The organism is Leptospira congkakensis (assembly GCF_004770265.1).
Lineage (GTDB): Bacteria > Spirochaetota > Leptospiria > Leptospirales > Leptospiraceae > Leptospira_A > Leptospira_A congkakensis.
In genome coordinates, this window is record NZ_RQGQ01000004.1 from 460100 (window position 1) to 481908 (window position 21809).

The 21809-nt window shown below is 38.8% G+C and carries 18 protein-coding genes and 1 tRNA gene; 5 read left to right on the forward strand and 14 right to left on the reverse strand.

From position 1 onward, the window contains the following. Positions 1-39 precede the first annotated feature (39 nt). From EHQ70_RS03165 to EHQ70_RS03175, 3 genes are read right to left on the reverse strand one after another with little or no spacing between them, the layout of a single operon-like run. Positions 40-771 carry a succinate dehydrogenase/fumarate reductase iron-sulfur subunit gene (locus tag EHQ70_RS03165; protein ID WP_135583487.1) on the reverse strand — a complete coding sequence of 244 codons (732 nt, stop codon included), beginning with the start codon at positions 769-771 and terminating at the stop codon, positions 40-42. An 8-nt stretch (positions 772-779) separates the two neighbouring features. Beyond that, positions 780-2705 carry a fumarate reductase/succinate dehydrogenase flavoprotein subunit gene (locus tag EHQ70_RS03170; protein ID WP_135583488.1) on the reverse strand — a complete coding sequence of 642 codons (1926 nt, stop codon included), beginning with the start codon at positions 2703-2705 and terminating at the stop codon, positions 780-782. Positions 2706-2723: 18 nt separating this feature from the next. Continuing rightward, positions 2724-3413, reverse strand: coding sequence for a succinate dehydrogenase cytochrome b subunit (locus EHQ70_RS03175; protein WP_135583489.1), 690 nt, complete (start codon positions 3411-3413; stop codon positions 2724-2726). A 200-nt stretch (positions 3414-3613) separates the two neighbouring features. Here EHQ70_RS03175 and EHQ70_RS03180 point away from each other — a divergent pair, with 200 nt between their 5' ends. Together EHQ70_RS03180 and EHQ70_RS03185 are read left to right on the forward strand one after the other, a co-directional pair. Continuing rightward, positions 3614-4120 carry a hypothetical protein gene (locus EHQ70_RS03180; RefSeq protein ID WP_244288202.1) on the forward strand — a complete coding sequence of 169 codons (507 nt, stop codon included), beginning with the start codon at positions 3614-3616 and terminating at the stop codon, positions 4118-4120. A 111-nt stretch (positions 4121-4231) separates the two neighbouring features. Next, positions 4232-6397, forward strand: coding sequence for a SulP family inorganic anion transporter (locus EHQ70_RS03185; RefSeq protein WP_135583490.1), 2166 nt, complete (start codon positions 4232-4234; stop codon positions 6395-6397). Positions 6398-6524: 127 nt separating this feature from the next. Here the strand turns inward: EHQ70_RS03185 and EHQ70_RS03190 are convergent, their stop codons facing one another. Next, positions 6525-6908, reverse strand: coding sequence for a DoxX family membrane protein (locus EHQ70_RS03190; protein WP_135583491.1), 384 nt, complete (start codon positions 6906-6908; stop codon positions 6525-6527). 214 nt (positions 6909-7122) lie between these two features. Between EHQ70_RS03190 and EHQ70_RS03195 the strand changes: the two genes are divergently transcribed. Both EHQ70_RS03195 and EHQ70_RS03200 read left to right on the forward strand, forming a co-directional pair. Further along, positions 7123-7710, forward strand: coding sequence for a hypothetical protein (locus EHQ70_RS03195; RefSeq protein ID WP_135583492.1), 588 nt, complete (start codon positions 7123-7125; stop codon positions 7708-7710). Between the two features lie 987 nt (positions 7711-8697). Continuing rightward, the gene (locus EHQ70_RS03200; RefSeq protein ID WP_135583493.1) at positions 8698-10164 is read left to right on the forward strand and encodes a flavin-containing monooxygenase; all 1467 of its coding nucleotides are present in this window, start codon (positions 8698-8700) and stop codon (positions 10162-10164) included. Between the two features lie 243 nt (positions 10165-10407). Here EHQ70_RS03200 and EHQ70_RS03205 read toward each other — a convergent pair whose 3' ends face one another. Both EHQ70_RS03205 and EHQ70_RS03210 read right to left on the reverse strand, forming a co-directional pair. Further along, positions 10408-11157 (reverse strand): L,D-transpeptidase family protein, encoded by a 750-nt coding sequence (locus EHQ70_RS03205; RefSeq protein WP_135583494.1) that lies wholly within the window; start codon positions 11155-11157, stop codon positions 10408-10410. A 9-nt stretch (positions 11158-11166) separates the two neighbouring features. Then, positions 11167-11239, reverse strand: a tRNA-Asn gene (locus tag EHQ70_RS03210). Positions 11240-11461: 222 nt separating this feature from the next. Between EHQ70_RS03210 and EHQ70_RS03215 the strand changes: the two genes are divergently transcribed. Beyond that, positions 11462-15082 (forward strand): vitamin B12-dependent ribonucleotide reductase, encoded by a 3621-nt coding sequence (locus EHQ70_RS03215; protein ID WP_135583495.1) that lies wholly within the window; start codon positions 11462-11464, stop codon positions 15080-15082. A 329-nt stretch (positions 15083-15411) separates the two neighbouring features. Here the strand turns inward: EHQ70_RS03215 and gspN are convergent, their stop codons facing one another. From gspN to EHQ70_RS03255, 8 genes are read right to left on the reverse strand one after another with little or no spacing between them, the layout of a single operon-like run. Continuing rightward, a complete protein-coding gene (gene gspN, locus EHQ70_RS03220) occupies positions 15412-16377 on the reverse strand; it encodes a type II secretion system protein GspN (protein WP_135583496.1) in 966 nt (321 codons plus the stop codon). A 1-nt stretch (position 16378) separates the two neighbouring features. Next, positions 16379-16903, reverse strand: coding sequence for a hypothetical protein (locus EHQ70_RS03225; protein WP_100742889.1), 525 nt, complete (start codon positions 16901-16903; stop codon positions 16379-16381). Beyond that, positions 16903-18525: a cell division protein FtsA gene (gene pilM / locus EHQ70_RS03230; protein ID WP_135583497.1), complete on the reverse strand. Its 1623-nt coding sequence runs from the start codon at positions 18523-18525 to the stop codon at positions 16903-16905. Before pilM ends, EHQ70_RS03225 begins: the two co-directional genes overlap by 1 nt. A 2-nt stretch (positions 18526-18527) precedes the next feature. After that, positions 18528-19628: a type II secretion system minor pseudopilin gene (locus tag EHQ70_RS03235; protein WP_244288203.1), complete on the reverse strand. Its 1101-nt coding sequence runs from the start codon at positions 19626-19628 to the stop codon at positions 18528-18530. Continuing rightward, positions 19591-20232, reverse strand: coding sequence for a type II secretion system protein GspJ (locus EHQ70_RS03240; protein WP_135583499.1), 642 nt, complete (start codon positions 20230-20232; stop codon positions 19591-19593). Before EHQ70_RS03240 ends, EHQ70_RS03235 begins: the two co-directional genes overlap by 38 nt. After that, on the reverse strand, positions 20232-20759 hold the full coding sequence (locus EHQ70_RS03245; protein ID WP_135583500.1) for a prepilin-type cleavage/methylation domain-containing protein: 528 nt from the start codon (positions 20757-20759) through the stop codon (positions 20232-20234). The genes EHQ70_RS03240 and EHQ70_RS03245 overlap by 1 nt, the downstream gene beginning before the upstream one ends. Then, positions 20737-21369, reverse strand: a complete 633-nt coding sequence (locus EHQ70_RS03250; protein ID WP_425270006.1) for a type II secretion system protein — start codon at positions 21367-21369, stop codon at positions 20737-20739. Before EHQ70_RS03250 ends, EHQ70_RS03245 begins: the two co-directional genes overlap by 23 nt. Beyond that, positions 21344-21805, reverse strand: coding sequence for a type II secretion system protein GspG (locus EHQ70_RS03255; protein ID WP_135583501.1), 462 nt, complete (start codon positions 21803-21805; stop codon positions 21344-21346). The genes EHQ70_RS03250 and EHQ70_RS03255 overlap by 26 nt, the downstream gene beginning before the upstream one ends. Between the last annotated feature and the right edge of the window lie 4 nt (positions 21806-21809).

Here is a 21809-nt window from a genome sequence, read left to right on the forward strand (position 1 = left end):
AAATTTTTTTATAGAGGTTTCTATCTAAAGTTTATTTACTTAGCTAGAGATATACTCTCTATTCAATCTTGTGATAAAGTTTACCGAAATTTCTTTCGGACAAGCTGCTTCACATTCGTATTGGTTTGTACAATTTCCAAATCCTTCTTTGTCCATTGCGCTTACCATTTTACGAACTCGTTCTTTCTTTTCGACCACACCTTGTGGGAGAAGAGCTAAGTGAGATACTTTTGCTGATACAAAGAGCATCGCAGAAGCATTTTTACAAGCTGCTACACAAGCCCCGCATCCGATACAAGTAGCTGCATCCATCGCAAGGTCAGCATCTACTTTTGGAATTGGAAGTGCGTTTCCGTCTGGAGCTCCACCCGTATTGATGGATACATACCCACCTGCTTGGATGATGCGATCAAAAGCAGAACGGTCTACTAAAAGGTCTTTTACGACAGGGAAAGCTTTGGCTCTCCAAGGTTCGATATAAACCGTATCACCATCTTTGAACTTACGCATATGCAATTGGCAAGTTGTGGTTCCTTTTTCTGGACCATGGGGAACCCCATTGATCACCATGGAACATGCCCCACAAATTCCTTCGCGGCAGTCGTGGTCAAAGGCAATCGGCTCGTCACCTTTTTTGATTAGGTCATCGTTCACAACATCCAACATCTCAAGGAAAGACATATGTTCGCTGATATTGTTGGCTTCATAACTCACCATGCGACCTTTATCGTTTTTGTCTTTTTGTCGCCAAACTTTAAGGTGTAACTTCATTGTATCCATTATTTGTAGCTCCTTACGGCTAGGTGGATGTTTTCATACTCGAGTTTTTCGCGGTGTTCTACAGGAGCCTTTCCTTCACCTTTATATTCCCAAGCAGTTACGTGACAGAATTTATCATCGTTACGTTTTGCTTCACCATCTTCGGTTTGGTGTTCCTCACGGAAGTGACCACCACAGGATTCTTCTCTTGTAAGTGCATCTAAACAGAGTAGTTCACCAAACTCTAAGTAGTCGGCAACGCGACCGGCTTTTTCTAACTCTTGGTTGAGCTCAGATCCAGATCCGGCAACTTTCACGTTTTTCCAGAATTCTTCACGAAGTTCAGGAATTTTTTTCAAAGCATCTTTGAGGCCTTTTTCGTTACGTGCCATACCGCACTGATCCCACATGATTTTACCAAGGGCTCTATGGAAATCATCCGGAGTTTTTTTACCGTTGATTGCTAATAATTTATTAGTCATCTCACGAACGCGGGCTTCTGCTTCTTTGAATTCCGGTCTGTCTGTGGAGATATTTTTATGACCTTCTTTGGCAAAATAATCACCAATGGTATAAGGAATCACAAAGTATCCATCGGCAAGACCCTGCATCAGAGCAGAGGCTCCGAGTCGGTTTGCACCGTGATCAGAGAAGTTTGCTTCTCCTAGAACGTGAAGGCCAGGAATGTTAGACATTAAATTGTAATCCACCCAAAGCCCACCCATAGTGTAGTGAACCGCAGGGTAAATACGCATTGGCACTTTGTATGGGTTTTCTCCCGTAATGCGTTCATACATTTGAAAGAGGTTGTCATAACGGTCAGCAACGACAGGTTCACCCAATCGTTTGATGGAATCAGAAAAATCTAAATACACACCAAGACGTTTGTCGCCAACCTTTGGACCCACACCAAGACCGTTGTCACAAGCTTCTTTTGCAGAACGTGATGAAATGTCCCGAGGTGCTAAGTTTCCGTAAGAAGGATATTTTCTTTCGAGGTAATAATCTCTTTCGTCTTCTGGAATTTCATGAGGAGCACGAAGATCATCTTTTTTCTTAGGAACCCAAACCCGTCCGTCGTTACGGAGAGATTCAGACATAAGAGTTAGTTTGGATTGGTAATCTCCTGCTTGTGGGATACAAGTAGGGTGGATTTGCGTATAACAAGGGTTTGCAAATCCTGCACCTTTTTTATAAGCACGGTAAGTAGCAGTTACATTCGATCCTTTTGCGTTTGTAGAAAGGTAAAATACGTTTCCGTATCCACCAGATGCGAGAATGACTGCATCTCCTGCATGGGAAGAAATTTCACCAGTGACTAGATCACGAACCACGATTCCTTTGGCATGACCATCCACGAGGACTAGTTCCAACATCTCTGTTCTTGGATACATTTTGACTGCACCACGAGAGATTTGTTTTTCTAGAGCGGAGTAGGCACCAAGCAACAACTGTTGTCCGGTTTGTCCTTTGGCGTAAAAAGTACGGGATACTTGCGCTCCACCAAAAGATCTGTTGGATAGGGTTCCACCATACTCACGAGCAAAAGGAACACCTTGTGCCACACACTGGTCAATGATGTTTGTGGATTCATGAGCCAAACGATAAACGTTTGCCTCACGAGCTCGGAAGTCACCACCTTTTACAGTATCGTAGAACAAACGATAAACGGAGTCACCGTCGTTTTGGTAGTTTTTTGCCGCATTGATACCACCTTGGGCAGCAATGGAGTGAGCTCGTCTTGGACTGTCTTGGAAACAGAAAACAGAAACTTGGTATCCAAGTTCTGAGAGTGTAGCAGCAGCAGAAGCTCCCGCAAGACCAGTTCCCACGATAATGACTTTATACTTACGTTTGTTTGCCGGGTTTACAAGTTTGATGTCTTGTTTGTGTTTGTCCCATTTTTGTTCTAATGGACCCGACGGAATTTTTGCGTCTAATTTCATAACTTCTCCTAAAAACCCTTAACGAACATACCCGAGTAAAATCGAGATTGGCATGGAACAATTTCCAAGGAAAACAAGAAGACCAAGTCCTGTAGAAACTTTCTGAATGGCTGGGTTGTGTTTTGGTGCAAGGATTCCCAAAGTCTGAAACATTGATCCCAATGCATGAGAAAAATGTAGAGCAAGGAAAACCATGAATACGATATAAGTTCCGGAAATGATTGGATCTTGAAATCCTAAGATTACCATCGCATAAACATCATGAACCACATCACCGTTTTTGAGGATGTATTCAAAACTGTAATGTTCTGGGTTAGTGATTCCTAAAGTAAAATGTGCAAGGTGGTACACAAGAAACGTAAGGAGAAGGAGTCCGCTATAAGCCATTGTGCGAGAAGCTACAGAGGCTTGGATGGTAGAACCCTTAGCATAAGATACGGGCCTTGCACTAGAGTTCTCAAATTTTAGAAGGATGGCTGTGCAAACGTGACCAAAAAAAGCCACAATAAGTCCAATCCTTGCTACCCACAGTAGGGGTCCTAAATCCTTGAGAAACTTTGCATAGGTGTTTAATTTTTCTGGTCCTTGGAAAACTTGAAGGTTTCCGACCATATGAACGATCACGAATCCAAACCAGATAAATCCGGTAATGGCCATTATGATCTTCTTTCCAATTGAGGATCGAAAGAAGTCTAGACTCAACGTCATGGAAGAGCTCCTGATAGATTATAGGTGTAAATTTTTCTATTACGTCCAGTTTCAGACTGATTCCACTTCCCGTAAATTCATAAATCTTAGTGATTCAAAACTTAGGAATTTGAGTTTGTTTCTCAATAAAAGTATGTTGGAACATATCTCCTGGAAAAGGGGTTGAGCCAGGATCCAAAGCCAATGAATCTTGGAAAATCTTGCAAAGTAAACAAAGAGGGAATGTCCGGTTTCTAATCATGCGGGTTTCGACTCCCATTTTGGTTCTTTTTTGGTTCCCTCTATTGTTATGCTCCAAACCAAGTGGAAGTTTTGCTGAAAATCGTAAGGCCTATTTAAAAGAAGCTGGCCTACCGATTTTAGTGACAATCAATCCTCGTCATAAATTAAATGCAAAAGAACTACAGTTATTTATCAAAACAGAAAACCTAACAAAAGATAGTATTTCGAAGTTTCAAATTTTATTTTTTGCCAGAGACAAAGAGAACCAGATTTTGATTCCGGAAGACAAAAAAACTCCTGAGTTAATTTGTGCGATCGAAAAAAACATCCAACCTAACGTGATCATTAAATGCCATGTTGGTCCTTATGTTTATCCAAACCTTTGGTCATCCATCCAAATCCAATCCATTTCCTTTACTACTGAGAACCAAATTCGACATGTCATCAGCGAGGAAGACTTGGACGATGTGACCATCTGGTTGTAGATATTAGTCATTTTATTGCAAAAAAATTTGTTTCAAATTTAAAATTCTCACTGAACTAAAATCCAATGGGTTGACACCCATTAAATGGAATTTTAACCTTCCTAGACCATTATGTTTTCCAAACTCAAAAATGATCTTCCCGCAGGCCTAGTTGTCTTTTTAGTCGCACTTCCTCTCTGTTTGGGGGTGGCTTTAGCCAGTGGGGCACCGTTACTTTCGGGGGTAATCTCGGGAGTGATCGGTGGGGTAATTGTTGGAATTCTCAGTCATTCGAATACTAGCGTTAGTGGTCCTGCTGCCGGTCTTGTTACTTTAGTATTAGCTTCCATTGCTGGACTTGGGGATTACCGAACCTTTCTCCTTGCTGTTTTTCTTGCGGGGTTCATTCAAATCGCAATCGGATTTTTACGCGGTGGATTTATCGCTAATTACATTCCTTCCAACGTAATCCAGGGTTTACTCGCATCCATAGGAATCATCCTTATCCTCAAACAAATTCCCCATGCAGTAGGATTTGATGTGGATCCAGAAGAGGACTTTATCTTTTTCCAAAAAGATGGTGAGAACACTTTCTCCGAACTTTTTAATATTATAAACTTTTTCTCATGGGGTGCCGTCACCATTGCCATATCTTCTCTTATTTTAATGATTGGTTATGACAAAACGAAATGGAAACCTTTAAAGTTTTTACCATCACCAGTGCTAGTCATCCTTTTGGGAGTATTTCTCAACGGTATTTTTCAAAGCTTTTTTCCAGAGTTCTATCTCACCGAAAAACATTTAGTATCCATTCCCAATATCAAAAACTGGGAATCTGTTTTTTTCTTTCCTAATTTTCCAGCAATTACGCAAACCAAAGTTTGGTACTATGCCTTTACCATTGCAGCATTTGCAACTTTAGAAACTCTATTAAATTTAGATGCAGTAGAAAGAATTGATCCCCACAAAAGACTAGCTTCGCCAAACAGAGAACTGGTGGCACAAGGAGTAGGGAATTCTATATCTGGTTTGATTGGTGGTTTACCGATTACTTCTGTGATTGTCAGAAGTTCCGTAAATATTTATGCGGGAGCGGAATCTAAATTATCCACTATCTTTCATGGAATTCTATTATCTATCAGCGTAGTATTTTTTGGATCATTTTTAAATCTAATCCCTTTGTCCTCACTTGCAGTGATTTTGATTGTCACTGGTTTTAAACTCACAAATATCAACCTTTACAGATCCATTTATAAAAAAGGTTTTTATCAATTTTTACCTTTTATCGCGACTATCATAGCAATCATTTTCACTGATCTTTTGACGGGAGTTCTGATTGGACTATCCATTAGTTTTATTTTTATTCTTAAAAATAACTATAAAAACCCATTTTCAGTAGAAACAGAAACATTAAACATAGGCGAAACCATTCGTATCGAATTACCAAACCAGGTTTCATTTTTAAACAAAGCATCTATCAAAGACACTCTCTGGGCCTTACCTGAAAATTCCAAATTGATTGTGGATGCATCTAACTGTAATTTCATCGACCATGATATCTTAGAAGTATTGGAAGAATTCAAAACCGTTGTGTCCGTCGAAAAAAAGATCCAATTAAACTTGATTGGGTTAAAAGATTCTTATGAACTCAGTGACCAGGTTCAGTTTGTCAATATCTTAGATAAAGATGCCCAACAAAAACTAACACCAGATGAAATTTTGGATTTTCTAAAACGTGGAAATGAAAGGTTTGTTAAGGGAAAATGGTCTGAAAAATATTTCAAACACCAGGTAAATGCTACTGCCTTTGGTCAAAATCCGATCGCCGTGGTTTTATCTTGTATAGACTCCAGAACAAGTCCTGAGATTATTTTTGATGCAGGCCTTGGTGATATCATTTCCATTCGAATTGCCGGGAATATCGTCAATGACGACATTCTGGGAAGTTTAGAATTGTCTTGTGCCAAAATTGGAACCAAACTCATCGTAGTGCTGGGTCATTCCAATTGCGGTGCCGTTTCTAGCGCTCTTTATGCACTCCGCGAAGGTAATATTGCGAATATCACAAACAAAATTCAAAAAGCAATCGATGAATCAGAAAAAATCATCCATCCCATCCAAAAGGAAAATGAACATATTTTCAATCATGTAGTAAAAGCAAATGTGAAAAATTCAATTGGGGAAATTTTAACTCACAGCGCATTCCTTTCAGAAAAAGTGAATTCAAAAGAGATTCGAATTGTCTCTGGTTTTTATGATACTTCTTCAGGCGAAGTACAGTTTTTTGATACAATCTAAGAATGATGTAGTCAAATTACGATAAAGAAAAAAGAATTTAACATCCAGAAAAGTTCGAAAACCAATTCAAACCCAGACAAGGAATCAAAACATTCCAATTGTCTGGGATATGAATTAATTACAAAATTTATTTGTAAACAGCAACAAACAGTGGTTTGTATGCATTACGATTCACGTAGGCAATAAACGCATTGGCAACCACTACAAAAATTCCAACAGGAATTCCTTCCGGTGCAATAGTTAGGTGAACAAGTAAAATATTGATGGCTACTGGAGCAATGACAACGGCAGCTAAAGGAACAAACTTGCCCGAAATAAAGGCAATCGCCACAACAAGTTCTGTTACTTTAATCAATGTCATTAAATAACCAGAAGCTTTGATTCCGTCATTAAATACCTTTAAATCTCCGGTAGTTTCTGGCTGCGGAACCAAGTTAAAGAGAACTACGACCGAAGAAAACAAGAATAATGCACCAAGCAAAACCCTAACAATTAAATAAGCAATTTTCATACCATTTTCCTTTAGATGACTGTATTTCTAATCTAGGTTTTACTAGAACCATCCTAGATTTGGAGAAGTATGAACCAAAGAAATAGAAAGTCATCTCGTTTTCTAGAAACTGCCTAAATCCCCACAAAAGCAAAATTAAACAAAATTAGGGATTTTACCGCGTCCATTTGCAATAAACTCGTTGTTTGGTGGCATTATTAAGTAGGCCATACTTATGAAATTTAGATTTGTATCAATCCTTAGTTTTGTTATTTTGATCTCAAACTGTTTGGCCACGCACCAAACGGATTCATCCGAAATCGAAAGACCAGAAAAATCACTACAACTTCAATATGCAGAAGAACTGGAAACCAAAGTACTAAAAGTGGGACCCGCACAAGAAATCACCATCGGACAATTAGCACTCAAATCCTTTTCAAATACAAGTTCTCGTCTATTTTCCATCAACTCGGTTTCTCCACTCAAAACAAATGATCCAATTGAACCAGGTGCCATCGTTTTAAGGAAAGTTCAGGTGGACCGGTCTTTAGAGTTTGAAGAAGGAACAACGAAGTTTCATCATGCAACCTTTGCATCCATTGTTGAATTTCTGGTCGTCAGTCCAACTGGGGAACAAAAACGAATTCTAGGACATTCGGAACAAATCACATCTCGCACCATTCCATTTAGTGCAGAAGATACGGAATCAAAAGACAAAATCGCAACAAGCATCCAATCGGCAATCGAAGAAGGACTCAGCCAAATCATTTCACTTAAGGATTTCCGTTTACTATACAAAAGCCAGAATATGTTTCAAAGGTAATTGACTTATCCCATCCTAGTCGATGAGTAAGAAATCCATCTTTACCATAACAAAACTGTAAAGGATGTACGATTACACTCAAAAAACGCGCATCCGTAATGAGACATAATACTAATTATGGGAAGTTGCATATTGGATCAGTTACAGAAAAAACCTGGTTTGCCTTTCTCCTTTTATTAAGAGAAATTAGGACAATACTTTTTTACCACTATTTGATATCTATATTTAAAGATATTCTTTTCAGAACTAAAAGAAACACATATTGTGAATAAAAACAAAAAGATCAGCACTGTAACCTTAGTATCACTTATTACGCTAATCCCAGATTTTGTTTTATACTCATATATCGGATTATCACATTATTTTTTTGACCAACTTTTAAAAAATGAATTTTATGAAATCTTATTTGGATATGTTTATTTATTCAAAATGGGAATTCCATTTTATATTGCCTTAACGTTAGGTCAATTTTTTGGAAGTGGGAACATTGCGAGCATAATATGTTATACTCTCAGGATATTAGTTGCTTTAGAAACGGGGTTCGTTGCATTTTATTTTAAAAAGGATAAACCGATTTCTCTTTCAACTTTATATTCTCTGATTATTAATTATCTATTATCTATAATATTTATAATTTTAACATTTTTAAATTTTAATTTTGGTCCCCCCGATTAATGATTAGAGATTTTTCATCTGATAGCAAGCGTACTTTCACTTGATTTTATTGCCTTTTTTTAAAATATTTTCCGAGAATTACGCCTAACAACCCTTAGTTAAATACCCCCTGAACCAACCTACCCGTTGTTCAGCGACTGATTTTCTAGAATCAGTATGATTCCAATTATAAATTTACTTTTACCTTTTTTATCACATTTATGTTTTTTTTATTGCAAACGTTTTTTAATCCGATGTCATTCTCTCCATTGAGGGAATTCGGAACAATGTTCTTAATAGAAAGTTTCTAGAATTTCAAGAATGAGGAAACATATGACAACAGCAATACTTAGAAATCCTTCCGTTGTGGTGATTGGTGCTGGAATGACCGGTATCCTTCTTGCCATTGAATTGGAAAAAGCAGGGATCACAGACATTACAATACTCGAGAAAAAAAATGATCTTGGTGGGACTTGGAGAGAGAACACTTACCCTGGTGTTGCCTGTGATATCCCCGCTCATATGTACACATATAGTTTTGAGCCAAACCCAGAGTGGAGCAATCGTTTTGCCCATGGAAATGAAATTCAAGCCTACTTCAAACATGTGAGTGAAAAATATAAGGTCACTCCCAAAATCCATTTCAATGAAGCTGTTTCAGAAGCATCATATAACAATGGAAAGTGGACAACCAAAACCAACCAAGGAAAAACATACGTATCTGATTTTCTAATTTCTGCAACTGGGATTTTGCACCACCCTGCTCGCCCCAACATTCCGGGACTAGATTCCTTTCAAGGAAATTGTTTTCATACTGCCGAATGGGATCATTCGATTGATTTAAAAGGAAAACGAATTGGAATCATTGGAACTGGTTCCACTGCAGCACAGGTCATCCCAGAGATGATCAAACTGGGAAAAAAAGTTTCTGTATTCCAAAGGACACCACAGTGGATTGTAAAGGTTCCCGATACCAATTATACTGAAAAGGACAAAGAACGTTGGAGAAAAGACAATCACATTCTCAAACGATTTCATAAGTGGTATACCTTTGCCGTAGAACAAACATTTTCAAAAGCTGTAATTGGTAAAAAACTCCCCCATATGCTCATGAGTTTTCTTTGCAAACGTAACTTACGTAATTCGGTGAAAGATCCAGTCCTTCGCGCTAAACTAACACCTAACTATAGAGTAGGATGCAAACGTGTGATTGTAAATGGAACCTTTTACGAAGCCATCCAAAAACCAAATGCTGATTTGGTCACAGAAGGAATTCAAAAAATCACTGAAAAAGGAGTGGTTACCAATGATGGAAAACTACATGAACTTGATGTTCTCATCCTTGCTACCGGATTTCACCCTTTTAACTTTATGCGCCCAATGAACCTAACAGGAAAAGATGGGGTTTCCATTGAAACTGTCTGGAAGAAAAAAGTGCAAGCCTATCGTTCCCTATTCATCCCGCATTTTCCAAACTTTGTGCTCATGCTCGGTCCAAACACTCCGATTGGAAACTTTTCTGTCATCGCAATGAGTGAAGTACAAACCAAGTATGTTCTGAAAATCATCAAGGATTGGAGAAATCGTAAATTTGATGCGATTGAAACCACAGAAGATGCTTTAAAACGATTTGCCGCTTACCTGAAAGCCGGTATGGGAAATACGGTTTGGCTTGGTGGTTGTCAAAGTTGGTATTTGGATCCAGATGGTGACCCTGCGATGTGGCCTTATACATGGAGTCGATGGGAAAAAGAAATGAAAACGCCTGACTACAAAGACTTTGTTATGAAATCCTTTTAACTAAAATTTCAATTCCTAAACAACATATTTTGCCGGTATTGGAAATCCATACCGGTTTTTTTTGCAATTTTTTTACAAAACAAATCAATCAAATACAAAAAGATTCGGTTCTTATTTTTTCTTTTTACGCCTCGCAATTCAATTCAATCGCGATCATTTAAACTTTAAGCGATCCCGCTCTTCGTTCCAATCTTTGCATTCGCAAAGGATTTCCACTGCGATCGGTGGCATGGAAAAGTATCCTTAATCCAAAATTTGGATTAAAATATTAGGTTTTTTATTACCATCTAACACGGAAACTAAAGTCTCTAAAACTTCTTTGGAAACACCCACACAACCGGAAGTTGGTTTGTCCTCATTCCAAACATGAAGAAAGATCATACTTCCCAAACCAGGGATAGCTGGATTTGTATTATGTTCGATGACAAAAAATAATTCATAAATATAAGAATCCCAAAGAGAAATGGCACCTTTCTCCTTATGTTTGGTCAGTTGGTTATAATTTTTAGACTTAGGATTGTCATTCCAATGGTAGTTTTTTCGAACTTCAGTGTATTCTAAATTTCTAATTTCTTTTTTACTTTTACCAAGAATCCTTTTGATGGGAAAAATACCTGAAGGAGTGTGTCCATCCCCTTCTCGTTTCTCAAATCCTTGAATGAGTCCATTTCGTCCCAGACGTACGGGGATTTTTTCGATCACAGAAATCCATTCCCCATCGGATAAGGTGTAAAAATCTAAACTTCCAATGGTTTCGCCGGCTCTCGCAGTAACAAAAAGAATCTGTTCTGGATTTTGGATAGGCGATTCTTTCAGTGGATTTCCTTCGCTAGCAAGAGGCCAGAAGCAAAAAAAGGAGAGGAAAATAAAAAGAACAGCGGTAAATTTGATTTTATGGCACTGAAATTGCTTGGTTTTTAGGGAGAAGCCTAGAAAGTGGAGAAAGGTTGTTAGGGATTTCGGAGAGTCGATGGATGTAAAACTCTGGGACAATTCGATCTGCTCCCCCTGCTGGGCTCGAACCAGCGACCCAATGATTAACAGTCATTTGCTCTACCGACTGAGCTAAAGGGGAATCTCGAATCTGTGACCATGCTACGTAGGAAGGTCGCTAGGTCAACGAAAAAAAATATTAAGAGCCAACAGAAATTTTGCAAAAATTCTAAAAATTCAGGAGACCAAAGCTTAAAAAATGGATGTTTCCAACTAAAGACACCTTCATTGTGACATAATCCTCTCCGCTCCTGGTAGGGGAAAAAAAATAGAAATTGTATATGTTGTTGTAGATGGGGTCTGCATGAAAATTGAGAGGCATTTTACCAAAGGGAATAAGGGTCTTTACCCGAATTTAACTTGGGTCCGTAAGGATTCTAAAATTACGAATACTGACGGGTCAGTTGTATTTGAGGCCAACGGAGTGGAAGTTCCGGATTTTTGGTCACAGGTAGCAACGGATATCCTCGCGCAGAAATACTTTCGCCGGAAAGGTGTTCCCAAATATTTAAAGAAAGTGGCGGAAAAAGGAATTCCGGAATGGTTACAACGTTCGGTTCCGGATGATGAAAAACTTTCCGCTCTCAATCCTGAAGACAGATTTGTTGGAGAATCGGATTCCAAACAAGTATTCCAACGCCTTGCGGGATGTTGGACGTATTGGGGTTATAAATACGGATATTTTACTGATGAAGACAGTGCCCGTGTTTTCTATGAAGAAGTTATTTTTATGCTCGCAAGCCAAATGGCTGCACCCAATTCCCCACAGTGGTTCAATACAGGACTCCACTGGGCCTATGGAATTGATGGAAAGTCACAAGGACATTACTATGTAGATCCTAAGTCTGGGAAACTTGTAAGATCAGCCTCTTCTTACGAACACCCACAACCCCATGCTTGTTTCATCCAATCTGTGGATGATGACTTAGTCAATGAAGGGGGAATCATGGACCTTTGGGTTCGTGAAGCTCGTCTTTTCAAATACGGTTCAGGAACAGGAACAAATTTCTCCAATCTACGTGCAGCCAATGAATCTCTTTCTGGTGGTGGAAAAAGTTCTGGGCTTATGTCCTTTCTTAAAATTGGAGATAGAGCCGCAGGAGCCATCAAATCGGGAGGAACCACTCGTCGTGCAGCGAAGATGGTTTGTCTTGATATGGACCACCCAGACATCGAAGAGTTCATCGATTGGAAAGTGCAAGAAGAGAAAAAAGTGGCTTCCCTTGTTACGGGATCCATTCTCAACAACCGCCTTCTCAATGATATTATGAGTGCTTGTTCTTCCGCCAAACAAACACTTGGTGAAGAAGCAGCTTACGACCCAGCTGCCAATTTAGATCTGAAAAAAGCGATCCAAAAAGCAAGGAAAGCATTTGTTCCAGACAATTACATCAAACGAGTCATCGACCTTTCCAAACAAGGTTACAAAGACCTACTCTTTGAAGAATTAACTACCGACTGGCAATCAGAAGCTTACAACACAGTTTCAGGACAAAATTCCAATAACTCCGTGCGAATCACAAATGAGTTTATGGAAGCTGTGGAAAAAGATCTCCCTTTCCATCTTTACAATAGAACCGAAAGAGAAAAAGCAAAGGCTGGGAACAGAGAAGCAAAACCTGCAAAAACACTTCGGGCTCGTGATCTCTGGGAAAGAATTGCGAATGCTGCATGGAACTCTGCAGATCCAGGAACACAATACCATAGCACCATTAATGAATGGCATACTTGTCCAGAAGACGGTGCCATCAATGCATCGAACCCATGTTCAGAGTATATGTTCCTCGACAATACTGCCTGTAACTTGGCTTCTGCAAACCTTGTAAAATTTTTAAAAGAAGATGGGTCTTTTGATGTAGAAGGATACCGTTACTTAAACAAAGTTTGGACCATTATCTTAGAAGTATCTGTCCTTATGGCGCAGTTCCCTTCCAAAGAAATTGCGGAACTATCTTACAAGTTTAGAACACTCGGACTCGGATACGCAAACCTTGGTTCACTTCTTATGGTCATGGGAATTCCTTATGATTCACAAGAAGCGATGGCTGTGACTGGTGCGATTTCTTCCATCATGCATATGACTTCTTATGCAACCTCAGCAGAGATGGCAAAAGAACTCGGACCATTTGCCGGATACGAAAAAAACAAAAACCACATGCTTCGTGTGATTCGTAACCATAGACGTGCCGCTTACAATGCACCGAAAGAAGAATACGAAGGCCTTACCATCACTCCAGTAGGAATCAATCCGTCTTTTCTTCCTTCTTACCTTTTGGAAGCTGCAAAAGAAGATTCAGACAGAGCCTTGGAACTTGGTGAATTGTATGGGTACCGCAACGCACAGGTGACTGTGATTGCGCCAACAGGAACCATTGGTCTAGTGATGGACTGTGACACTACAGGAATTGAACCAGACTTTGCTCTAGTGAAATACAAAAAATTAGCTGGTGGTGGATATTTCAAAATCATCAACCAATCAGTTCCAGTAGCACTTAAAAAACTTGGGTATAGCCAAGCAGAACAAGATGCCATTGTAAACTACTGTAAAGGCCATGCTACTTTTAACGGAGCACCTGGAGTCAACACTGCTCGTTTGAAAGAAAAAGGTTTTACAGAAGATGTATTGGAAAAACTCGAAAAACAACTTCCATTTGTTTTTGATATTCAATTTGCATTCAACAAATTCACGCTAGGTGAAGATTTCCTATCTAAAACCTTAGGAATCGATGCAAATGTTTATAACTCTATGAGTTTTAACCTTCTAGAGACACTCGGTTTTTCTGCAGATGAAATTTCTCAAGCAAATGATTATGTTTGTGGAACCATGACCATCGAAAACGCTCCTTTCATCAAAGAGAAGGATCTAGCTGTTTTTGATTGTGCAAACAAATGTGGAAAATACGGAAAACGTTTCTTATCTTATCAATCACATATCCGAATTATGGCTGCGGCACAACCATTCATTTCGGGTGCGATCTCCAAAACGATCAACCTTCCCGAGGAGGCAACCATCGAGGATGTGAAAAATGCATACCTCATGTCTTGGAAAGTGATGATCAAAGCAAACGCTCTTTACCGTGATGGATCTAAACTTTCACAACCACTTAACTCCGTATTCCAGTTGTTAAGTGCTGTGGGAGAGGAAGAGGAAGAACTTCAAACTTCTTCTGCTCCAAAAACGGTTACAGAAGTTGCAGAAAAACTTGTTTATAAATACATTGCGGAAAGAAGAAAACTTCCACACCGCCGTGCAGGTTATACACAAAAAGCAATGGTTGGTGGTCACAAAGTATATCTCCGCACAGGAGAATACGAAGACGGCCAACTAGGTGAAATCTTTATCGATATGCATAAAGAAGGAGCGGCTTTCCGTTCCCTTACAAATGCGTTTGCGATCGCAGTTTCTCTTGGTTTACAACATGGAGTTCCACTAGAAGAATTTGTAGAAGCATTCACTTTCTTCAAGTTTGAGCCAAACGGTATGGTTTCCGGCAACCCTCATATTAAGATGTCAACTTCTGTGATCGATTACATCTTTAGAGAACTTGCCATTACCTACCTAGGAAGATACGACTTGGCACAAGTATCTCCCGAGGATCTAAGAACAGATGAAGTAGGAAGAAAAGCAGATCCAACAAAGGATCTAGTGGGAAAGCAGGAAAGTAGCGGACTCCGTGTTCCGCTACAAGTTTCTCCCATTTCCATGAAGTCTGTTTTGGAAGAAAAACCGGAAGTTGTGGCAGTGGCTACTGGAACACAACCAACAGCAGCACAATCGGCAGCGGCAACTCTGAAAATCATTGGGGAAGCTAGAACCAAAGGATACACAGGAGATTCCTGTACTGAATGTGGTTCCTTCCAAATGGTTCGTAACGGAGCTTGCCTCAAGTGTATCTCTTGTGGATCCACAACTGGTTGTTCTTAAAAACAAACACCACTAAACTCTAATCTTAAAGGTTAGAGTTTAGAATTAATTAGAAAAAAGATCTCGAGGAATCATCCTTGAGATTTTTTTTTATCTCCTAAATCAACTACAGTTCGCATTGAATTTAAGATACCTGTGAAATCTTAGCTGTTGGTAATGAGAGATGAATTTAGAATCATCGGGATTTAAGCTAGATTCACCGGTAAGTGATGTCCGGAAAAATCTAGAAAGATTTAAAGAGCAGAGACAATTCCCTTAGCGAAAGCATCACAAAGACAGTTTTTTCGCCAAATCAAATCATTTTGATCAAACTAAGCGATAAGCGAGACTTAAGGAACTGGAGCCGGTTCTATAGAAGTATCTTCTGCTTTGGGAGCGCCACCGCCACCTAACTGATTCAAGTTGGGTAGATCGACCTTGGGAGCAGAAAAAGTACCACGAATCGGAATACAGGTTTTTCCACCTTCTTGAGGGAGAAGTGCCACCATTCCAACAAGGTCCTGGCGTTCCTGAGCGAACTTTTCCGTCAAAGTAAAACAAACTTTAAGATCCAATTGTGAAAAGGAGAAAGTATCCGATAAACGCACCACACCTTGGAATTGAAATTTGGCAAGAGACGATTCCAAACTTCCCCGTTCGATCAGTAACTTTCCGGAACGAATTTTAAATAAAACATTCGCCTTACGGATATCAGTTCCTTTCAAACTACCCAAAAACGGGATCTCTGCTGATTCTTTGATCTTTCCACCGGATAAATCGATTTCCCCTTCTCCATTCCATTTTGTAATTTTATCATCGATAGGAGAAAGGCGAAGGGGAATTTCCAGAGTTTGGATACTCATAGCCCATTCACTCCCTTCAAAATTAAAATATCCAATATTGGCATCACCGTCTAACCTCGACTGTAAAAGCCCCAGAAGAGAAATCCCTAAACTAACTTCTTCTGCTTTGATCGAAGTTCCTGTTGGAAAACTGGCAACAAAACTATCAAAAGATTTTCTTCCAATCATTGGGAAATGGATTTCTTTGGCATCCATAAAGATACCGGTTTCTTTTCCGGTTTTGATTAGAACAGAACGAACAATTTCATTTAACGGAAAAATAAAAAGAGTAAATACAAAAAAAGAAACAATGGCAATGGTTACCAAACTCAGAATTTGTTTGCGATTTACTTTGGAATGTTCTTCATCCCCATCTTCATCAAACAAATCACCATCGTCTTCTAAAAGACTTTCCTGAATCTCTTGGTCTTCTTCGTTAAGGAAATCTTCTTCCAATTCATTTTCTTTTGGCATATTATTTCCCTTTAGACAAACGACTGTAAGAAGAAACCTTTAAGTTAACATCGTAGATTTCTTTTTCAGCAAATGGTTTGCGAAAACTCAGTAAGTCCACTTTGGCTTGAATTTGTTTGTTTTTTTCTATATCGTAAACAAGTTTGATGATGTCTTGTAAAAGTACAGACCGAAAGGATACGTCGATTGTGATTTTGTTATAATCCTTTTGGATGACATTACTTGTATCCTTCATGGTTTGAACTTTGTCTTTGAGATTGTAACGAACTAGGATTTGATCTAGTTTCGAATACATCACACTCACATCTTCTTCACTTCCACCGGACTGCAAACCACGTAAATAGTTATATTCCCGAATCACTCGATCAAGTTCGCTAGCTTGAGATCTGGTTTCGAAAATTTCTTCCGTAAGACTATTCCTTAAATCAGAAAATAAAGTGATGATAGTATATATTCCAAGGAGGGCCACAAAACTAATGAGTCCTGTGACTAAAACACGTTCTCTATCATTTAGGCGATCAAACATTATGGTTCATCCTTAGGAGTCACAACATCCATTTTGATTTTAAAACTGACTTTGAATTTATTGACCCCAGTGATCAGTCTTTTGTTTTGAATTTGTATATTGGTAAATTTTTCAGATTTTTCTAAAGCAGATTGGATGGTTCCAATTTCCCCAAATTCATTCACCCGACCATAAATTTGGATTTCCTTTTCTTCGAAATTAAACTGATCCAAAATAAAAGGCAAAACTTCAGGAGATGGAAATTGTTCTGTGGCTTCATTCAAAACATCCAAAACACTTTCTTGCGAGAGAAACAAACGGTAAATTTCCGTTTTCTTTCGTTCTGCTTTTAGTTTTTTGTTGGCCTCTGCCAGAGGATCTTCTTCTTCCCCAAGTTCTCCACCAATTCCGTTTTTATACTTTTCAAATAATACACGTTTGTTGGCGGAAATTTTTCGTTTATCTAAAACAATTCCGATTAAAAATACCCCAAATAACAATATCAAAGAGATACTAACAAGAATTAGATGCGGCTTAAAAGCCGATAACTTAAACCTGTTGGTATGAATTCTTTTTGCAAACCCAGTTTCTAAAAAATTGACGCGGTTACGAGATTCAAAATGTGTTCCAGTGGCAACAGCTGTCACAAAACTAGGATCACTAATTCCTAAAAATTCATAACGACCTGTTCTGATTCCTAATTTTTCTTCTAAATATGCGGTAAGTCCTGGATATAAACTCGCCCCACCAGACAATAAAATAAGACTTGGTCTCTCCGTTTCGGGAAGAGAAAAAATACTATTTTCCACTTCATGGATGAGTTGGTCTAGTTTTGCTAAAATAAACTTACGAAGAGATTTCCATTGAGTAAAAGAAATATGAAAACGAGATAAGAAATTTGTTTCTTCCAATTTTTCAATCGTATCAAAAAGAAAACCAATAGGTAAAGATTCCTTGATAACCCGTGCATCTTCCAATTCGATTTTAAGTAAGTTTGCGATCTCTGAACTCACTTCTTCACCACCAATATAAATTTGGCGGGTATGGCGAAGTTTTCCTTCAAAGAGTACATTCAAAATGCTATACCTTCCACCCAAATCAAGTTGCAAAATAGTTTGTTCTGCAAGTAAAAGAGGATAGTTTTTGGTGACTAGTGATGAAAGGGCAAAGGAATCGAGAGATAAACATGATAAGGAAAGATCACCCTTTGCAAAAGGTTTTAGGGCTCGAAGTAATTCCGAATGATGAACGTTGAAAGAAATAACATCAGAGTTTTCTTTATTTCCTCTCCAAGTTTTACCAATGACTTCTAGTTCTTCCATAGGGTAAGGAACAAGATTTTCTACCTCAAAGGGCAAAACTTCCTGAATTGCTTTTTCGGAAACCAAAGGAATTGTAAGGTCACGGACAAACAAATTGTGGATTCCTAAGTTTAATAGGAATCTATTTTCTTCTGGAAAAAAACTTTGAATGAAACGAATGATATTGTATTCGAACGGATCCCCTTCCGAATCATCTAGTTCCACTACAGGAAGACTTTCTGTCCGAAGGATGACAACTTTCCCAAGAACCTTTTTAAAAAGGACTCCTTTTAGAAACGTAGAACCATAATCGATAGCTAGGTATTGGTCAAATGATAACATAATTAATCTTCAGTATAGTATAACATTTGGTTGTTGGTAAGGTCAAAAAGACCAGATACCTTACGAACCACTTTATCCTTTATAATCCCAACCCCTGTGATTTTATAAACTTCGCCTTTGGTTTTGATTCGCCCACCAGAAACATCCGTTCCCTCTCCCGCAAGTTCCTTATACAGAGTGAGATCCCCTGTTGTTTTGACTTGGAATTCTGGTTCGGTCTCCAGATCTTTCAATTCTTTAATATAGCCTCCTTTCTGCAACTTGAGTTTCAAAATTTTCATGGCGGCCTGTTTGGTCATAAAGTCGGAAAGGGAAATCAGGACAAAATACGGTGCCGTGTTGATATTGATCCGGTCATCATAAGAATCACCCGCAGGCAAATAGGCGGTAACATTATTGGAGAGCACATAATCTTTATCGGAACGAAGGGCTCTTTCCTCCTCTGTCATAAAGTCTTTGGAGTTATTTTTATCATAATCTTTGGGTTTTAAACTTTCATAAACCACAGAACGATCGAATCCTTTGACATTCAAAAGCTCTGAAAGGGAATAAAAGGGGGCATTTTTGATTTTCCGCGGTGGAGTAAGCCTGTTGTAGTAATACTGCTCGGCGCCTCCCCCCGTTTCCTGGTGGTTCTCATCAATCCAGTCCAAAATGGGGGAAATCATTTCTCGTTTTAATCCAAATTGGTAAAAAAGACGGGTCACCATTTCAATCGTTCTTTGGTTGGGTTGGTCATCATATATCTTCACGAGAGAGTTAATATTAATCTTTCCATCTTCAGGACTCATGGTGTAATAGATGACACCTCCACCAAGCGGGATCGGAGGTGGATCCATGGCAAGGCCTGACTGGTATAAAACTTCCTCGGGAATTTTTTTGAGTGCTCCGACTGCCCCCATAAACCCTGCTTTGGCGAGCATATGAGCCCGAAATCCATCAGCCTGGGAACGTGCCACACGGTATTCAGTTGCGGCGTCTTCAAAGAATTTTGAAGCGGTAAACAAAGATGCCGTACCTATGGCCATCACAAGGAGATAGACCATAAATCCTTTTTTCGCGTTTTTATTTGTAGAGGATAACCGGATGCGCCAGCGATTCATATTTAACAAATGCATTCCCCACAAGTGATATAATTTCAAACCGAATCAGTCTTGGAATTTTTTTTGTCGTACGGGAATTCCAATCATCAACCCATTTGTCTCCACGTTCCGAAAACTTCATTTGGAAACTTTTAACATTTTCAAGTAATACATGTTCGACTCCGCCTTGGGTAGGAAAGGTATCAATCATTTCATCTTCTCGTCGAATGAGATAAGACAATCCTTCCATTTTTGGATTTGGCATCTTACGTAAATAAAAAGAAACTTCACGAACCGATGCCTGGCCTTCTTCTTCTGAATTGGGATTGGCGGAGGCAAATACGACACGATCATTTCTAGAACCAGTGACTCCATCTTGTTTACCTACAAACAAAATTCGTTTTTGGTTATCGATAAAATAAGTTCGAGTCAGAGTTCCTCGAATATTCTCCATTGCATAAAGTATGTCTTTACGATTTGCGCCTTTATTTGAGGCACCTTTTTTAGAAATTTTATTCGCTGTATAAAATACAGAAAATATTCCCGTAAAAATTACCGCCATAATCATCACTACGATGGAAATCTCCACAAGAGTAAATCCACGTTTACGGCGATAAACGAACATTAGTATTTCGTACTCCTAAATGTTTCTACACTATAGGTTTCTTTTTTGTTTCCATCCATAAAAAAAATGGAAACTTTCACTCGAAATACTTTTAATACCCCACCAGTTTCAAAACTTTTTTTCTGGCCCCTTTTTTTCATGAGGTCACTAAAACCGACATCTTTATCACCTAACATATCTTTTGGTGCTTTATTACGAAGGGCTTCTGCATTTGGTCCACCGGCAAGTTTCAGTAGATCCATTTCTTCTTCTTTGATTTCTGTTTCGAATGTATATCCTGGAAATGCTTCGATGGAACCACGAGAGGTATCCGTTTGCATAGTTGTGGAAGAATCCACTTGGGCCATTTTGATTTTTGCTAAATGAACTGCATTGGCAAGTAATACGGCCTTCTTTTGATACGAAATTCCTTCCGCAATCAGTGAATAAGTATAAGTCATTACCATAGCGGCCATTGCCATTGCGATCGTGACTTCAAAAAGAGTGAAGGCAGAACGAATTTGATTATTTAGGAGGGGTTTTTGCATTGGAATCAACCTGTTCATCTCGTTCATCTAACCCATAGGAAATTTTTTGAATTTGGTTTGTTTCGGGTTCAGGAAAATATTCTGTTTTATGGATTTTGATTTTTCCACCATACCTATAAATTTGAATGGTTCTTTTGATTTCAGTATCTGAACCTACATACAAAAATAAATCGGTAGTAGTTCCTTGCGGTGTGAACACAATTCTAATTTTCCCTTCTGATTTGGGTTTGCCACCAATGTCCCGTACGCTGACAATTTTTGAGTAAAAAGGAAGGGTCACTTTTTTTAATATTGCTTCTTCCTCTAATCCACCTTCCTCTCTTTTTAAGAGAAAAAATTGGTATTCCCTTTTTTCAAACTCATATTGAAATAAAACGGCTTGGTTGGTGAGTTGGGCTTTGTTGTATCCGAATTTAAAAGATTCCTGTAACTTAACAGCGATATCTTCAGTAGAAGGAATGATGAGATTGCGGAGGGTTCCTCCCACAATCACCATAATCAATCCAAGAATGGAAATTACAACGGCGATCTCAATCAGAGTGAGACCATCGCGTAACTTCCGCTTGGTTTTCAAAACCGATATTTTATCGGAAAGCTGCTGGATAATCATCCGGTGAAAGGATATTAAAATCTTTGTTTTTTCCTTCTCCACCTTCTTTTTTGTCTTCACCCAAAGTAAGAATTTGAGGAACAGCTCCTTCAAACTTCAAAACATATGCCGTTTTCCATGGATCTTTTAGAACTGCCTTTTCACGAATGATTGGTTCGTAATCATCACCAATTTTGTCGTCATCTGGTTTTTCGATCAAAGCCTGTAAACCTTGTTCTTCTGAAGGATATTTATCATACACTTCTAAGTAACGTTCCAGTGCCGTTTTGAGAACAGCGCTATCATTTTTAAGTTTCAGTTTTTTTTCGCCTTCACCCCGGTTTCCGATACTGGAGTAAAGAATCGCCATAAGTGAACCTAAAATCAGCATTACCACGGTAATCTCAATCAAGGTAAGTCCCTCGCGAATCTTTCTGTGTTTCCCTTTAGTTTTCATAAAC

Excerpts from the sequence above, each read along its gene's own strand:
- EHQ70_RS03250 (WP_425270006.1), bottom strand. The coding sequence starts at position 21,369 with ATGATTATCCAGCAGCTTTCCGATAAAATATCGGTTTTGAAAACCAAG.
- EHQ70_RS03235 (WP_244288203.1), bottom strand. The coding sequence starts at position 19,628 with ATGAATCGCTGGCGCATCCGGTTATCCTCTACAAATAAAAACGCGAAA.
- EHQ70_RS03190 (WP_135583491.1), bottom strand. The coding sequence starts at position 6,908 with ATGAAAATTGCTTATTTAATTGTTAGGGTTTTGCTTGGTGCATTATTC.
- EHQ70_RS03185 (WP_135583490.1), top strand. The coding sequence starts at position 4,232 with ATGTTTTCCAAACTCAAAAATGATCTTCCCGCAGGCCTAGTTGTCTTT.
- EHQ70_RS03245 (WP_135583500.1), bottom strand. The coding sequence starts at position 20,759 with ATGCAAAAACCCCTCCTAAATAATCAAATTCGTTCTGCCTTCACTCTT.
- EHQ70_RS03165 (WP_135583487.1), bottom strand. The coding sequence starts at position 771 with ATGAAGTTACACCTTAAAGTTTGGCGACAAAAAGACAAAAACGATAAA.
- EHQ70_RS03215 (WP_135583495.1), top strand. The coding sequence starts at position 11,462 with ATGAAAATTGAGAGGCATTTTACCAAAGGGAATAAGGGTCTTTACCCG.
- EHQ70_RS03195 (WP_135583492.1), top strand. The coding sequence starts at position 7,123 with ATGAAATTTAGATTTGTATCAATCCTTAGTTTTGTTATTTTGATCTCA.
- EHQ70_RS03175 (WP_135583489.1), bottom strand. The coding sequence starts at position 3,413 with ATGACGTTGAGTCTAGACTTCTTTCGATCCTCAATTGGAAAGAAGATC.
- EHQ70_RS03170 (WP_135583488.1), bottom strand. The coding sequence starts at position 2,705 with ATGAAATTAGACGCAAAAATTCCGTCGGGTCCATTAGAACAAAAATGG.
- pilM (WP_135583497.1), bottom strand. The coding sequence starts at position 18,525 with ATGTTATCATTTGACCAATACCTAGCTATCGATTATGGTTCTACGTTT.
- EHQ70_RS03200 (WP_135583493.1), top strand. The coding sequence starts at position 8,698 with ATGACAACAGCAATACTTAGAAATCCTTCCGTTGTGGTGATTGGTGCT.
- EHQ70_RS03225 (WP_100742889.1), bottom strand. The coding sequence starts at position 16,903 with ATGTTTGATCGCCTAAATGATAGAGAACGTGTTTTAGTCACAGGACTC.
- EHQ70_RS03255 (WP_135583501.1), bottom strand. The coding sequence starts at position 21,805 with ATGAAAACTAAAGGGAAACACAGAAAGATTCGCGAGGGACTTACCTTG.
- EHQ70_RS03240 (WP_135583499.1), bottom strand. The coding sequence starts at position 20,232 with ATGTTCGTTTATCGCCGTAAACGTGGATTTACTCTTGTGGAGATTTCC.
- gspN (WP_135583496.1), bottom strand. The coding sequence starts at position 16,377 with ATGCCAAAAGAAAATGAATTGGAAGAAGATTTCCTTAACGAAGAAGAC.